Consider the following 14,352-nt stretch of genomic DNA (forward strand, 5'->3'; position numbering starts at 1 on the left):
TGCATATATCGATTGGTGCCGCAGCCGTTACTCGGCGTTCGCCACCAGGGCGGACGCCGGCCGCACGCGCCGGCCGGAGACACCGGGGACGCGGGCCGGCGGACACCGGGGACGCCGACCGGGAGACGCCGGGGGACGCCGGGGGACGCCGGGGGACGCCGGGGGACGCCGGGGGACGCCGGGGGACGCCGTCCGGGGGGACGCCGTCCGGGGGGGACGCCTGCCCGGGACGCCGGGGGCGCCGGCCGGGGACGCCCTAACCGTTCAGGTCAGACGGCCAGTTCCTTGATCTTCTCGATCAGCGCCAGCCGCTCCTTGTGCGTGCCGGCGACCGGGTTGACGTTGATCGTGGTGACCCCGGACTCCCTCATGGCGGCCACGCGGTCGCGGACGAAGCCCTCCGGGCCGATCAGGGACATCCTCTCCAGCAGTTCCATGGGCACGAGCGCCGCCGCCTCGTCCTTCTTGCCCTCGAGGTAGAGGTCCTGGATGCGCTCGGCCTCCCGCTCGTAGCCGTACCGGCGGGCCAGGTCGTTGTAGAAGTTCTTGCCCTTGGCGCCCATGCCGCCGATGTACAGCGCCGCCATGGGCCTGCCGAACTCCAGGAAGCCGGAGACGTCGTCGCCGATCGCCAGCGTGGCCTGGGCGATGACGTCCAGCTCGCCGAGCTCGGGGTCGCGCCGCGCCCTGCCCGCGGCCAGGGAGGCGCCCCACACGTCGGCGGCCTTCTCGGGGACGTAGAAGATCGGCTCCCAGCCCTCGGCCAGCTCGGCGGTCAGCTCGACGTTCTTCGGCCCGATGGCGGCGACCACGATCGGGATGCGCGGCCGGACCGGGTGGTTGATCAGCTTGAGCGGCTTGCCGAGACCGGTGCCCTGCCCCGCGGGCAGCGGCATCGTGTAGTGCCGGCCCTCGTGGGTCAGCCGCTCGCGCCGCCACACCTTGCGGCAGATCTCGATCACCTCGCGCGTGCGGGCCAGCGGCGCGGTGTACGGCACGCCGTGGAAGCCCTCGATCACCTGCGGGCCCGACGCGCCGATGCCCAGCACGAACCGGCCGTCGGAGACGTAGTCCATGCCGGCCGCGGTCATGGCGAGCAGCGTGGGAGTGCGCGAGTAGATCGGCAGGATGCCGGAGGCGATCTGCAGCCGCTCGGTCTTGGCGGCGATGTAGCCCATCTGGCTCACCGCGTCGAAGCTGTAGGCCTCGGCGACGAACACGATGTCGAGTCCCGCGCGCTCGTAGTCGGCCAGTTCGGCGACGGTCTCCTTGAATCCCCCGGCGTAGTTCAGTGCCATGCCGATGCGCATCCCGCGACCTCCTACTGATTGGTAACCGAACTATATTCTCCCGTTCGGTCACCCAAGGCTAGCCAGCCGCGGCCCCTCGGACCACCCGCCCGCACCGGCCCGCGCACGGCGGGGACGGCGCGCGGGGCCGAGGGCACACAGGCTTGGACGGCGAGCGCGAGGCCCGAAGCCATGACGGGGACGGCGCGCCGGGGCCAGGGCACGCGGCCGGGCGGGCTCACCGGTCGGCGGCCCGCAGGGCGTCCAGGTCGCCGGGGGTGTCGACGTCGGCGGGGTCGCCCACGTCGTCGCAGGCCACCGTGGTGACCAGCTCGGGATGGGCGCGCAGGAACGGGCGGGCCCCGACGTCGCCCTCGGCCAGCGCCCGCACGCGCTCGAAGTGCTCGCGGCCGATCAGCACGGGGTTGCGCGGCGCGCCGCTGTAGGCGGCCACCGCGACGGTGGCCCCGGCGCGGTGGGCGGCGATCAGGCGGCGCACCGCCTCGGGGCGGATCAGCGGCTGGTCCACCAGGGCGATCACCACCGCGAGCGCCTCCCGCGGCACCGCCGCCAGGCCGGCCCGCAGAGACGAGCCCATGCCCGTCTCCCAGTCGGGGTTGTGCACCGTCAGGGCGCCGGGGACGCCGGCGCGCGCCGCGCCCAGCACCACGAGGACGGGGTCGCACCCGCCGTCGCGCAGCAGCCGCACCCCGCGGTCGGCGAGCCGCTCCCCCTCGTACTCCACCAGCGCCTTCGGCGCGCCGAACCGCCTGCCGCCGCCCGCGGCGAGCAGCAGGCCCGCGACCCCCTGCTCGGTCACTGGGCGTCGCGTCCCGGCGTGGTCACTGGCGTCGCCTCCCTGCTCGGTCACCCGGCGTCGCCTCCGGGCTCGGCGCCGTGGATGCGGCCGCTGGTGTCGGTCAGCGCCCGCCCCGAGCCGCCCCAGCGGAGCTGGATGAGCTCGGCGGCGATCGACACGGCCGTCTCCTCCGGGGTGCGGGCGCCGAGGTCCAGGCCGATCGGCGAGCGCAGCCGGCCGACCTCCTCCGGGGTCAGGCCGGCCTCGCGCAGCCGCTCCAGGCGGTCGTGGTGGGTGCGGCGCGAACCCATGGCGCCCACGTAGCCGGCGGGGGTGCGCAGGGCGACCTCCAGCAGCGGCACGTCGAACTTGGGGTCGTGGGTGAGCACGCAGATGACGGTGCGCTCGTCGACGTGCGCGGTGGACAAATAGTCGTGCGGCCACCTGACCACCACCTCGTCGGCCTCGGGGAAGCGCTTGGCGGTGGCGAACACCGGCCGCGCGTCGCAGACCACGACGTGGTAGCCGAGGAACTTGCCGACGCGCGCGACGGCGGCGGCGAAGTCGATGGCGCCGAAGACGAGCATGCGCGGCGGCGGGGCGAAGGAGTGGACGAAGACCGCGAGGTCGTCCAGCCGCCGTTCGCCCTCCGGGCCGTACCTGCGCACGCCCGTGAGGCCCTGGGCGAGCATGCCCCGCGCGTCGTCGTCCACGGCGGCGTCCAGGCGTGCCACTCCGAGCGACCCCGAGGCGCGGTCCGGCCAGATCACCCGGCGCGCGCCCACGCGCCCGGGCGCGGACATGACCGTGGCGACCGCGACCGGCTCCTGCCGCCGCACCGACGCGGCGATCGCGCCAAGTTCGGGGAAGGTGCGCCGCGACACCGGCTCCACCAGGATGTCGATGATGCCGCCGCAGGTCAGCCCGACCGAGAAGGCGTCGTCGTCGCTGACCCCGTACCGCTGGAGCACCGGGGCGCCGGTGGCGACGACCTCCCGGGCCAGCTCGTACACCGCGCCCTCCACGCAGCCGCCCGACACGCTGCCGACGGCCTCCTCGCCGAGGACGGCCATGGAGGCGCCGGGCGGTCTCGGCGCGCTGCGGAAGGTGCCGACCACCGTCGCCAGGCCGAAGTCCTCCCCGGCCTCCCACCACCGCAGGATCTGCGACAGCACGTCACGCATGCGACAGCCTCTCCGCGAGTTCCTCGAAGGCCGCGAGACTGTGTCCCGCGACGAACGCCCCGACGTAGGGCAGGGCGGCGCGCATGCCGCCGGTCAGCGGCCGGTAGCCCTCGCGGCCCTTGTGCGGGTTGACCCACACCACCCGGCGGGCCAGCCGGGACAGCCGCGCCATCTGCCGGCCGAGCAGGGACGGGTCTCCGCGCTCCCAGCCGTCCGAGGCGATCACCACGACCGCGCCCCGGGCGCACGACCACCGGTCGAGGAACTCGCACAGCTCCTCTCCCAGCCGCGTGCCGCCGCTCCAGTCGGGGATGGCCGCCGAGACCCGCAGCATGGCCGTGCCGGCCTCGCGATGGCGCAGCTCGGGGGTCAGGCGGGTGAGCCGGGTGCCGACGCTGAACACCTCGGTGGCCCGCGGCTCGCACCGCACCAGCGCGTGGGCGAAGCGCAGCAGCGTGTCGGCGTAGGGGGCCATCGACCCGCTGACGTCGACGAGCAGCACGACGCGGCGCGGCCGTACGCGGCGGGCGCGGCGCCGCAGGCGGGCGGTCTCGCCGCCCCTGCGCAGGGTCTCGCGCATCGTGCGGCGCGGGTCCAGGCGGCCGCGCGGGGCGGGGGCGAACCGCCGGGAGCGGCGCTGCTCGCGGCGGGCGCGCAGCATGGCGAGCAGGCGGTGGATCTCGTCCCGCTCCGCGGCGGTCAGGCGGGCGATGTCGCGCCGCCTGAGCACCTCGGTGGCGCTGGCGGTGGCCGCGATGGCCTGCCGCTCGTCGGTGTCGCGCGTTCCGGCGCCGTTGGTCGCGGCCGTGTGCCGCACGACGGTGACGGCCGGCGGGGCCGAGCGGCCCGCGCGGGCGCGGTCGCCGCCGAAGTAGGCCGCGAAGCACCGGTCGTAGCGGGGCAGGTCGTCGGGGCCGGCGCACAGCGTGAGGCGGCCGGCCCAGTAGACGGCGCCCGGATCGGCGGCGCCGAGGTGCCCGGCGGCGCGCAGGAACGCCTGGGTGCGCTCGTGGTCGGCGGGAACGCCCGCCGACCGCAGCGTGCGGGCGAACCCCGTCATCGTCTTGGCGACGGCCTCCTCACCCATGGCGCAAAAGCCCGTTCGCCAGGGCGGCCTCCTGGTCCTCGCGGTACTTCAGCACCGCGCCGAGGGTCGCGGCGGCGAGCCCGGGGTCGAGGTCGCGGGCGCCGAGGGTGAGCAGGGCCTCGGTCCAGTCGAGGGTCTCGGCGACGCCCGGCGGCTTGAGCAGGCCCGCGCCGCGCAGCCGTCCCGCGGCGGCGGCCACCTGCCCGGCGAGGGTCTCGGTGCACGCGGGCAGGCGCCGGCGCAGGATGGCGACCTCCCGGTCGAAGCCCGGGTGCTCCAGCCAGTGGTACAGGCACCGGCGCTTGAGCGCGTCGTGCACGTCGCGGGTGCGGTTGGAGGTGACGACCACGACGGGCGGCGTCGCGGCGCGCACCGTGCCGAGCTCGGGGATGGAGATGGTGAAGTCCGACAGCACTTCCAGCAGGAACGCCTCGAACTCGTCGTCGGCCCGGTCGATCTCGTCGACCAGCAGCACGCTGGGGTGGGTCTCCAGCGCCCGCAGCAGCGGGCGGGCGATCAGGAAGCGGCGGTCGTACAGCTCGCCCTCCAGGCGGGCGGCCTCGCCTGCGCCGGTCGCGCCGGTCGCCTCGGCGGCCTTGAGGTGCAGGAGCTGCCGGGCGAAGTCCCAGTCGTAGAGCGCCTGGGCGGCGTCCAGGCCCTCGTAGCACTGCAGGCGGATCAGCGGCGCGCCGAGCACGTCGGCCAGGGTCTTGGCCAGCTCGGTCTTGCCGACGCCGGCCTCCCCCTCAAGGAACAGGGGACGGCCCATCTTCAGCGCGAGGAAGCACGCGGTCGCCAGCCCCTCGTCCGCCATGTACGCCCGCTCGTCGAGCAGCCCGGCGAGCATGGCGGGGGATTCGATATCGGACGCCCGGAGTTTCTCGTGCCGCACTCCCTCAGATTACGCGTCCCGCCCCCGGAAGGAAGTTCCGCGAAACAGGCGCGGGCCCCGCGCCGGCCGGCCGTTCACACCGGCAGGCGGGCGCGTCACACCTTCAGGAGCCGGACGTCGTACTCGTGGATGTGGCCGTCTCTGGTGGCGAGGACCAGGCCCTCGGCTCTGGCCTGCGCCACCAGCATGCGGTCGAACGGATCACGATGCAGGAGCGGGAGCCTGCCGGCCTCGATGGCATGCGCGAAACGCAGGGGAAGTTCGCGCAGCTCGCTGTCTCTGATGCGCTCTGGCAGATCGTCGGGCGCCTCCAGCTTGCCGAGGCTCTGCTTGATGGCGACCTCCCACAGGGTCACCGCGCTGACGAAGACGTCCGGCTCCTCGTCGATCAGGTCTTTGACGTCATCGCCGAGCTCCGGGTCGTCGCTCAGCCACCAGAGAACGACGTGGGTGTCGAGCAGCACCCTCACGTCATCAGCCCGAAGTCCCGCGCGATGGCGTCGTTGACCTCGGGCGAGTCCCAGTCGGCGGCGGTGCGCAACCTCCCCTTCAACGAACCGCGCCCGCGCCGCCGAACCTTCGCCGGCAGCGGGATCACCTTGGCGACGGGACGTCCCGCCCGGCTGATGACGATCTCCTCGCCATGCTCCACCCTGTCGATGATGCGAGACAGGTTCGTCTTGGCCTCATGGATGTTGTACTGCTGAGCGGCGCTCTCGGACATGGCGACCTCCTTAGCCAAGCTAGCTTAGTCCTGGCAGCGCCGCCACGCGATGATGGCAACGCCGGCCCCGCTTGGGACGACGTCCAGGACCAAGGCGCGTACGGCGGCGAGCGTGTCTAGGGCGTTCTCGCCCGGCCGCACCGGGCGGCCGGGCTAGCGGTGGTCGGGGGCCTCGCCGTAAGTGTGGATGAGGGCTCGGAGTTCGGCGACGGCCTTGCGGGAGCGGGCCTTCTCGGCGCCCTGGATGCCCATGGCGCCGACGCTGGAGCCGTCGGCCAGGTCGAGCTTGGGCCACGGCTCGCCCTCGGGCATGGTCACGCCCAGCACCTCCGCCCATTCGTACCGGTGGACGCGCAGGGCGTTGACGACGGTGACGCCGCGGTCGTCGGCCTCCACCCGCAGCCGCCCGAGCAGGTGGAGGATGAAGGCGACCAGGCACCCGAAGGCCACCACGCCGATCTTGTCGGGCAGCTTGAACGGGTGGGGCAGCAGCAGGGCGAGCACGATCGACCCCACGACCATCACCGTGGCGAACCCGTACGCCAGATACATGGCCCGGCGCGGCCGCCAGGTCACCGGGAGGGGCGGCGGCTGATCGCTGTCAGGCACGGCGGCCCGTCCGGCGGGGGCGGCAGGTGGATCGGCGCGGCAATTCGCTCATCCCTTCAGGTCACGCAGCACCATCGCTGTCTCGATCGCCGCGACCGTGGCCTCGTACCCCTTGTCCTCGTGGCTGCCGGGGAGACCCGCCCGGTCGACGACCTGATCAAGGTTGTCACATGTCAGCACCCCGTTGCCCACCGGAGTCGACTCGTCCAGGGACACTCGGGTCAGTCCTGATGTGACCGAGTCGCAAACGTACTGGAAGTGGGCGGTCTCCCCGCGGATGACCACACCGAGCGCGACGACCGCGTCGTACCGCCGGGCCAGGGACTGGGCCACGACCGGGATCTCCAGCGAGCCGGCCACCCGGACGGTGACCCACTCGGCCCCGCACTCTTCCGCGGCCCGTTCGGCGCGGGCCACCAGCTGGTCGGTGATCTCCTGATGCCAGCGGGCGGCGACGATGCCGACCTTCATCCCCTCGGCGACGACGGGGGCGGCCTGGGGCCGTCCGGTACCGCTCACCGGTGCTCCTCTCTGTGCGCGCCGCGGACGGCGCCGCCGGCGGCGCGGGGCGCCGTCCGGCTCATCGGACTCCTTCGATCTGGTGGCCGAGGCGGTCGCGCTTGGCCGTCAGATACTTGATGTTGTACGGGTTGGCCGCCACGGGCATGGGCTCGCGGCCGAGCACCTTGATGCCGTACCCGTCCAGGCCGCGCAGCTTGGCGGGGTTGTTGGTCAGCACGCGCACCGACCGCACGCCGAGGTCGGCGAGCATCTGGCCGGCGTTGGAGAACTCCCGGGCGTCCACCGGCAGGCCGAGTTCGAGGTTGGCGTCCACGGTGTCGCTGCCGTTGTCCTGGAGGCTGTAGGCCTTCAGCTTGGCCAGCAGGCCGATGCCGCGTCCCTCGTGCCCGCGCAGGTAGACGATCACTCCCTTGCCCTCGGCGGCGACGGCGCGCATGGCGTGGTCGAGCTGCACCCCGCAGTCGCAGCGCAGCGAGCCGAGCACGTCCCCGGTGAGGCACTCGCTGTGGGCCCGCACGAGGATGTCCTCCCCGTCGCCGAGGTCGCCGTACACCAGGGCGAGGTGCTCGCCGCCGTCGATGCCGCTGGCGAAGCCGTACGCGCGCCACACGCCGTACTTGTTGGGGATCTCGGTGACGGCGACCCGCTGGACGACCCGTTCGGTGCGGCGGCGGTACTCGGCGAGCTGCTCGATGGACACCAGCGCGAGGTCGTGCTCGTCGGCGAACACCCGCAGCTCGGGCAGGCGCGCCATCGTCCCGTCGTCGTTGACGATCTCGGCGAGCACTCCGGCGGGGGTGAGCCCGGCCAGGCGCGCGAGGTCGACGGCCGCCTCGGTGTGGCCGCGCCGGGCGAGCACGCCGCCCTCGTGGTAGCGCAGCGGGAAGATGTGGCCGGGCCGCGCCAGCTCGAACGGCTCGGTGGCCGAGTCGGCCAGGGTGCGGATGGTCTTGGCCCGGTCGGCCGCGGAGATGCCGGTGGTGACCCCGTCGCGGGCGTCCACGCTGATGGTGTACGCCGTGCGCAGCCGCTCGCGGTTCTGGTGGACCATGAGCGGCAGGCCCAGGCGGTCCAGGTCCTTGCCGAGCATGGGGACGCAGATCACGCCGCTGGTGTAGCGGATCGTGAAGGCCAGCAGCTCGGGAGTGGCCTTGGAGGCGGCGAAGATGATGTCGCCCTCGTTCTCCCGGTTCTCGTCGTCGACGACGACGACCGGCCTGCCCCGGCGGATGTCGTCGATCGCCCTCTCGATCTGGTCGAGTTCTATCTGGTCGAGCGTGATGTCGCTCATGCCGTTGCCACCTCCAGCCGGCGGCTGTACTGCCGCCGCCATTCACGGATCCCGAGCAGGACCATGACGAAGAAGATCCCGTACACCACGCCTGAGACGATCAGGCCGGAGTTGAACGCCAGCGGGACGCCGACCAGGTCGACGGCGATCCAGATCCACCAGAAGTCGATCAGGGCCCTGCCCTGGGCGTAGGTGGCGATGGCGCTGCCGACGAAGATGTAGGCGTCCGGGAGCGGCGCCCACGACCAGCCGGTGTAGGAGAAGAACAGGGCGACGAGCGCCGTGGCGGCCGCCATCACGGCCACCAGCGCGACGCGCTCGCCGGTGCGTCCGGGGCGCACGGCCAGCTGCTCGCCGTCCCTGGTGCCGCGCATCCAGCGGACCCAGCCGTAGAGGGCGAGCAGGCCGAACATGGCCTGCTTGAGCGCGTTGCCGGTGATGTGCGCCTGCACCGAGGCGACGAACAGCAGCACCGAGCCGACGAGCTGCACCGGCCAGGTCCAGATGGTGCGCTTCATGGCGAGCACGACGGTGGACAGCGCGCAGATGTTGCCGATCAGGTCGGTCCACAGCAGGTGCTGGCCGAACAGGTCGAAGCCGGCCTGGGTCCAGCTCATGACGCCACGCCCTGCCCCCGGGGGCCGACGAGCCTCTCGACGTACTTGGCGATCACGTCGACCTCGAGGTTCACCGGGTCGCCGGGCTTCTTGTGGCCGAGGGTGGTGAGCTGGAGGGTGGTGGGGATCAGGCTGACGGCGAACTCGCCCGGCGGCAGGGCGGCGACGGTGAGGCTGACGCCGTCGACGGCGATCGAGCCCTTCTCCACGACGTACCGCTCCAGCGCGGCGGGCAGGGACACCCGAACGACCTCCCAGTGCTCGGCGGGCTCGCGGGCGAGGACGACGCCGGTGCCGTCCACGTGGCCCTGCACGATGTGGCCGCCGAGCCGCTGGTCGGCGCGCACGGCGCGTTCGAGGTTGACCCGGTCGCCGGGGGCGAGGGACCCGAGCGAGCTGCGGTCGAGGGTCTCCTTCATCACATCGGCGGTGAAGACGTCCCCGCGGACCTCGACGACGGTCAGGCAGACGCCGTTGACCGCGATCGACTCGCCGTGCTGGGCTCCGGGGGCGACGGCCGGGCCGCGGATGGAGAAGCGCGCCGCGTCGGGCAGCGCCTCCACCGCGGCGATCTCGCCGAGTTCCTCGACGATTCCTGTGAACATCAGATCTCCTTGTGCGACGCGGCCGGCGGCTCGCCGGAGCGCGGGCCGATCGATGACGTGCGTGAGGAGGCAACTCGCCGGGACGTCTCCGTCTTCCGCGGGGCACGGGAGAGCTTCCGCGGTGCACGGGACGGCCACGCCGGAACGGTCACGGCGGGAGATGGCGCGGCGCGCTCGGCGGCGCGGCGCGCGTGAGATGACGGTCGGCCCACCCGGCCCCCTCCTACTCGCCAGTAGCTTTCTGCCACGGCGGGCCCCGGGGTGATCGGGTGCGGCACGCACCACGGAGGCGTACGGCGACGGATCGCCGGACGCTCGCGCGCTTCCTCCCATCCGGACTTTCACCGTCGGTCCCGGAATTCCACCAGGTCCACCGGCCGATGGACTCGGCCGGGTCGCGGACTGTCACCGCCGGTTCGGAATTTCACCGACCCCGGAGCACGCTGCTCTGCCTATCAGTGTGCCATGCTCGGCAAAGCGGACGTAACCCGCGAACACCCCTACGGTAAGCAAGCGCTTGCTACACGGGGTACCCCAGTTCCAGGCGCCGTCAGACCGCGGCCATCAGGCGCCGGGCGCGCCTGGCGTCCGGGCTGTACCGCAGGCCCTCCGGGATCACCCGGGTGCCGCGGTACAGCGCCTTGAGCGCCGCGCCGGCCCACACGTCCTCCAGCGGCGTCGCCGGCAGCCTGTACAGCCGGCGGGCCCAGCGCGGCAGCGTCGCGAACGCGAGCAAAGTGATCATTGGCACGGCCGGCTTCAGCGCGGCCAGCCGGAGCGGCACCGGCGCGTTCAGCGACAGCAGCAGCGGGTGGGACGCCTCGGGCACCAGGTACAGGCCGGGGCGCCGGGCGTCGATGTAGGCGCGCATCTCGGCCACCGACCCGGGCACGTCGTCCCCGGCCAGCCCGACGAGCCGCGCCGAGGCGCGCTGCTCGGCCACGAACCGGTCGGCGTCCTCGTCGCTGAGCGCCAGGCCCGCGCGCCGCGCCACGGTCAGGTAGGAGTCGACCTCGCCCATGTGCACCCAGCGCAGCGCGTCGGGGTCGTCGAGCCGGAAGTCCTCCCCGGTGTCGGGGTCGTACGCGGTGAGCGAGGCGTGGATTCTGCGGACCCTGGCGGCGGCCCGCTCCACCTCGGCGCGGGTGCCATAGGTGCGGACGCGGACGAACTCGGTCGTGCGCCAGAAGCGCGCCCACGCCTGGGCGGGGTCGAGGAGGGCGGAGTTCTGCGTCAGGCCGCGCATGGCCCTGGGATGCAGGCCCTGCATGAGCAGCGCGCGGAAGCCGCCGACGAACTGGACGGGCTCGCCCATCACCCGCCACGTCACCGACCGCGGACCGAAGAGGCCGTGGTCCATCGCGCCTCACCTCCGCCCGAAGCCCGAAGCTGTAAGTGATGCATTACCCCGGCGGACGCGGCGCACACCGCCGGATGGCGGGCAGCGGACGGATTTGCGGGGCACGCCGGTTTTCGGCGCCGATTCGTCATGGCCTTGTCATGTTCGTGTCACAGAATCGTGACACGGCCAATGAGATGGGTCTCACAGTGTGTCGCACAGCATCACCGCAGGTCAATGGGGTGACGGACACAACCTGATTGACATTCCACAACGAACGTCGAAATGGCGCCCCGGAGGCCTCCATGAGATTGACCAACGGCTAATTCATTGCCAAAGTTCCGTCTAGTCACGATTTACTGCGATCCGATCTCTGGGGTGGCACCCGCACAATGGCTCTCCCCTCTCCGGCCGGGACCGACGTTTCCGACACCGTGGACTCCGTCCAGGCCGCGACCGCCGGCACCGGCGCGACCACCCTGGTGGGCCGCTCGCCGGCCCAGCTGATGTGGCGGCGTTTCCGCCGTGACAAGACAGGCGTGACCTCCGCCGTCATCGTGCTGTTCTTCATCCTGGTCGCGCTCGGCGCGCCGTTGATCTCGGCCGTGTACGGCAAGGACCCCTACACCACCTACGGGCTGGACAACCCCGGGCTGCTCAACGCCTACGGCTTCCCGATCCTGCCGAACGGCGGCATCAGCTCGCAGTTCTGGTTCGGCATCGAGCCGGGCCTCGGCCGCGACGTGTTCATGCAGCTCGTGTACGGCATCCGCACCTCGCTGCTGATCGCGCTGGCCGCCACGGTCATCACGACGATCCTCGGCATCGTCGTGGGCATCGTCGCCGGGTACGCGGGCGGGCGCACCGACTACCTCATCGGCCGCGCCATCGACGTCCTGCTGTCGTTCCCCTCGACGCTGTTCATCATCGCGTTCATGCCCGTGCTGGAGAACCTCCTGGTCAAACCGGAAGAGGAGACCCCGGTGTGGCTGCGCGCCGCCGCGCTGATCATCTTCCTGACCGTGTTCGGCTGGGCAGGGCTGGCCCGTCTGCTGCGCGGCAACGTGCTGTCGCTGCGCGAGCGGGAGTTCGTGGAGGCCGCGCGGGTCACGGGGGCGTCGCCGTCCAGGATCATCTTCAAGGAGCTGCTGCCCAACCTGTGGACCCCGATCCTCATCCAGTCGACGCTGCTGCTGCCGGCGCTGGTGACCTCCGAGGCGGCGCTGTCGTTCCTCGGCGTCGGCATGATCGAGCCGGTCCCCGACTGGGGCCGCATGTTCCTGCGCGGCACCGAGGTCTACCAGTCCGACATCACCTACCTGATGTTCCCCGGCGTCGCGCTCCTCGTCTTCGTCATCGCCTTCAACCTCCTGGGTGACTCGGTCCGGGACGCCTTCGACCCGAGGATCAAGCATTGACCCGGCCCTCCATCCTGCACATCTCTAGTAGGAGTGAAATGTCAGCACGAACGCGGTCCGCTCTGGCCGTACTCGCCGTCGGATCCCTCGCGCTCACCGCCGCGTGCGCGCAGGGGAACGCCGGCGCCCCCGCCGCCACCGGTACCGGCCCCGCCGCGTCCGCGTCCCCCACGAACCTCACGGACCTGTTCGCCCCGCCGAAGGTCACGGTGGGCACGGCGGACGACTCAAGCGGCCCGGCCATCCCGCCGGAGGGCGTCGTCAAGGGCGGCACGGTCAACATGATCGACCGCGACGACTACCCGCACCTCGACCCGGGCCGGGTCTACGACAACGTGACGGCCAACTTCCACAAGCTCATCACCCGCCAGCTCACCGGCTACAAGCGCGTGGGCAAGGGCGAGTACAGGGTGGTCGGCGACCTCGCCACCGACGCCGGGCAGGTGTCCGACGGCGGCAAGACCTGGAAGTTCACCCTCAAGGACGGGGTGAAGTGGCAGGACGGCAGCGCGATCACCTCCGCCGACGTCAAGTGGACGATAGAGCGGCTGTTCGCCCCCTACATCACCGAGGGCCCGCCCTACATCCAGCAGTGGCTGACCGCCGAGGACTACAAGAAGGCCTACGGGGGGCCGTACGGCGGCAAGGAGCTCGACACCATCGAGACCCCCGACGACAAGACGGTGATCTTCCACTTCACCTCGCCGCACGCGGACGCCAACTACGCGCTCGCCATGACCGGCTACGGCATCGTGCCCAAGGAGAAGGACACCAAGGAGAAGTACGACAAGGAGCCCTTCTCCAGCGGCCCGTACATCATCGCCAAGCACACCGTCGACAAGTCGATGGACCTGGAGCGCAACCCCAACTGGGACCCGGCCACCGACCCGATCCGCGGCGCCTACCCCGACAAGTGGCACCTGGAGTTCGGCTTCCAGGCGCTGCAGGTGACCGACCGGTTCGTCGCCGACACCGGGGACGACAAGAAGACCTTCAGCTTCTACAGCCACGTCGCCGCCGAGCGGACCCAGCAGGTCGTCGAGAACCCCGACCTGCAGTCGCGCCTGCTCAAGGCGCCCTCGCCCTACGGTGACTACTACTACTTCAACCTCGACAGGGTGAAGGACATCAAGCTGCGGCAGGCGATCAACTACGCCTGGCCGACCCAGCAGATCATGCAGATCAGCGGCGGCCCCGCCAGCTCGGTGATCAACACCACGATCCTCAACCCGAGCGTTTCGGGCTGGCAGGACTACGACGTCTTCGGCATGAAGCAGCACCCCGAGGGCGACCTGGCCAAGGCCAAGGAGCTGCTGGCCCAGTCGAGCGACCCGACGCCGACGATCGTCTACGGCTACAACGACACCCCCACGGAAGAGCGCATCACGGTCGCCATCAAGAACCAGCTCGCCAAGATCGGCGTCAAGGTGGTGGCCAAGCCGATGAACACCAAGACCTGGTACGACTCGACCAGCAAGGTGGACAACGGCCTCGACATGTACTGGGGCGGCTGGGGCGCCGACTGGCCGACCGCGGCCACCGTGTTCCCGGTCATCTTCGGCCCGATCCACGACGGCGGATACAACCAGTCGCACCTGAACGACCCCGCCATCACCGCCGAGATCAAGCGCATCGAGGCGCTGCCGGACGCGACCGAGGCCAACCAGGCGTGGGGCGCGCTCGACAAGAAGATCATGGAGACGGTCACCCCGCTGGTGCCCGCGCTGAACAACGTGGGTCTCCAGCTGCACGGCTCGCTGGTGGGCGGCGCCGAGATCGACCCGATCCAGTGGGTCGTCTCGCCCGACACCATCTTCGTGAAGTCCTCGTGAACCACTAGCACTCCCGGCTCCGGGGGGGGGGGGGGGGGGCCGGGGGGGGGGTGGGGGGGGGGGGAGGGGACACCTTGGGTTTTTTTCCCTCCCGCCCCTCGTGGGGGGGTTGTCCTCCTTGTCCTCGCCATCTCTGAGTTTTTT

Annotated in this window: 15 protein-coding genes and 1 riboswitch; of the genes, 2 read left to right on the forward strand and 13 right to left on the reverse strand. The window is 71.8% G+C overall.

Features of this window, described 5'->3' with window-relative positions; translation table 11 throughout:
- Positions 1-269 precede the first annotated feature (269 nt).
- The 13 genes from ACZ6QO_RS07375 to ACZ6QO_RS07435 all read right to left on the reverse strand — a co-directional run bounded on the left by ACZ6QO_RS07375 (position 270) and on the right by ACZ6QO_RS07435 (position 10,979).
- Positions 270-1,310: an LLM class F420-dependent oxidoreductase gene (locus tag ACZ6QO_RS07375; RefSeq protein WP_465848556.1), complete on the reverse strand. Its 1,041-nt coding sequence runs from the start codon at positions 1,308-1,310 to the stop codon at positions 270-272.
- A gap of 217 nt (positions 1,311-1,527) precedes the next feature.
- Positions 1,528-2,109 carry a nucleotidyltransferase family protein gene (locus tag ACZ6QO_RS07380; protein WP_465848671.1) on the reverse strand — a complete coding sequence of 194 codons (582 nt, stop codon included), beginning with the start codon at positions 2,107-2,109 and terminating at the stop codon, positions 1,528-1,530.
- A gap of 47 nt (positions 2,110-2,156) precedes the next feature.
- Entirely contained in the window at positions 2,157-3,272 is a 1,116-nt protein-coding gene (locus ACZ6QO_RS07385; protein WP_465848558.1) for an XdhC family protein, read from the reverse strand.
- The gene (locus tag ACZ6QO_RS07390) at positions 3,265-4,359 is read right to left on the reverse strand and encodes a vWA domain-containing protein (protein WP_465848559.1); all 1,095 of its coding nucleotides are present in this window, start codon (positions 4,357-4,359) and stop codon (positions 3,265-3,267) included. Before ACZ6QO_RS07390 ends, ACZ6QO_RS07385 begins: the two co-directional genes overlap by 8 nt.
- Entirely contained in the window at positions 4,352-5,206 is an 855-nt protein-coding gene (locus ACZ6QO_RS07395) for an AAA family ATPase (protein WP_465848672.1), read from the reverse strand. The genes ACZ6QO_RS07390 and ACZ6QO_RS07395 overlap by 8 nt, the downstream gene beginning before the upstream one ends.
- Before the next feature lie 140 nt (positions 5,207-5,346).
- The gene (locus tag ACZ6QO_RS07400; RefSeq protein ID WP_465848561.1) at positions 5,347-5,715 is read right to left on the reverse strand and encodes a type II toxin-antitoxin system VapC family toxin; all 369 of its coding nucleotides are present in this window, start codon (positions 5,713-5,715) and stop codon (positions 5,347-5,349) included.
- Positions 5,716-5,717: 2 nt separating this feature from the next.
- On the reverse strand, positions 5,718-5,975 hold the full coding sequence (locus tag ACZ6QO_RS07405) for a type II toxin-antitoxin system Phd/YefM family antitoxin (RefSeq protein WP_465848562.1): 258 nt from the start codon (positions 5,973-5,975) through the stop codon (positions 5,718-5,720).
- Between the two features lie 153 nt (positions 5,976-6,128).
- Positions 6,129-6,584 carry a PH domain-containing protein gene (locus ACZ6QO_RS07410; RefSeq protein ID WP_465848563.1) on the reverse strand — a complete coding sequence of 152 codons (456 nt, stop codon included), beginning with the start codon at positions 6,582-6,584 and terminating at the stop codon, positions 6,129-6,131.
- Between the two features lie 48 nt (positions 6,585-6,632).
- Positions 6,633-7,103: a 6,7-dimethyl-8-ribityllumazine synthase gene (ribH, locus tag ACZ6QO_RS07415; RefSeq protein ID WP_465848565.1), complete on the reverse strand. Its 471-nt coding sequence runs from the start codon at positions 7,101-7,103 to the stop codon at positions 6,633-6,635.
- Positions 7,104-7,164: 61 nt separating this feature from the next.
- On the reverse strand, positions 7,165-8,397 hold the full coding sequence (locus ACZ6QO_RS07420; RefSeq protein ID WP_465848566.1) for a bifunctional 3,4-dihydroxy-2-butanone-4-phosphate synthase/GTP cyclohydrolase II: 1,233 nt from the start codon (positions 8,395-8,397) through the stop codon (positions 7,165-7,167).
- Positions 8,394-9,014 carry a nicotinamide mononucleotide transporter family protein gene (locus tag ACZ6QO_RS07425; protein WP_465848568.1) on the reverse strand — a complete coding sequence of 207 codons (621 nt, stop codon included), beginning with the start codon at positions 9,012-9,014 and terminating at the stop codon, positions 8,394-8,396. The genes ACZ6QO_RS07420 and ACZ6QO_RS07425 overlap by 4 nt, the downstream gene beginning before the upstream one ends.
- A complete protein-coding gene (locus ACZ6QO_RS07430; protein WP_465848569.1) occupies positions 9,011-9,619 on the reverse strand; it encodes a riboflavin synthase in 609 nt (202 codons plus the stop codon). The genes ACZ6QO_RS07425 and ACZ6QO_RS07430 overlap by 4 nt, the downstream gene beginning before the upstream one ends.
- A gap of 315 nt (positions 9,620-9,934) precedes the next feature.
- A riboswitch (FMN riboswitch) is annotated at positions 9,935-10,065 on the reverse strand.
- Between the two features lie 104 nt (positions 10,066-10,169).
- The gene (locus ACZ6QO_RS07435; protein ID WP_465848570.1) at positions 10,170-10,979 is read right to left on the reverse strand and encodes an oxygenase MpaB family protein; all 810 of its coding nucleotides are present in this window, start codon (positions 10,977-10,979) and stop codon (positions 10,170-10,172) included.
- A gap of 371 nt (positions 10,980-11,350) precedes the next feature.
- Here ACZ6QO_RS07435 and ACZ6QO_RS07440 point away from each other — a divergent pair, with 371 nt between their 5' ends.
- Together ACZ6QO_RS07440 and ACZ6QO_RS07445 are read left to right on the forward strand one after the other, a co-directional pair.
- Positions 11,351-12,376 (forward strand): ABC transporter permease, encoded by a 1,026-nt coding sequence (locus ACZ6QO_RS07440; protein ID WP_465848571.1) that lies wholly within the window; start codon positions 11,351-11,353, stop codon positions 12,374-12,376.
- Between the two features lie 38 nt (positions 12,377-12,414).
- Positions 12,415-14,208: an ABC transporter substrate-binding protein gene (locus ACZ6QO_RS07445; RefSeq protein WP_465848572.1), complete on the forward strand. Its 1,794-nt coding sequence runs from the start codon at positions 12,415-12,417 to the stop codon at positions 14,206-14,208.
- Positions 14,209-14,352: the final 144 nt, after the last annotated feature.

The sequence above is a fragment of the Sphaerisporangium sp. NPDC049457 genome (assembly GCF_055586705.1).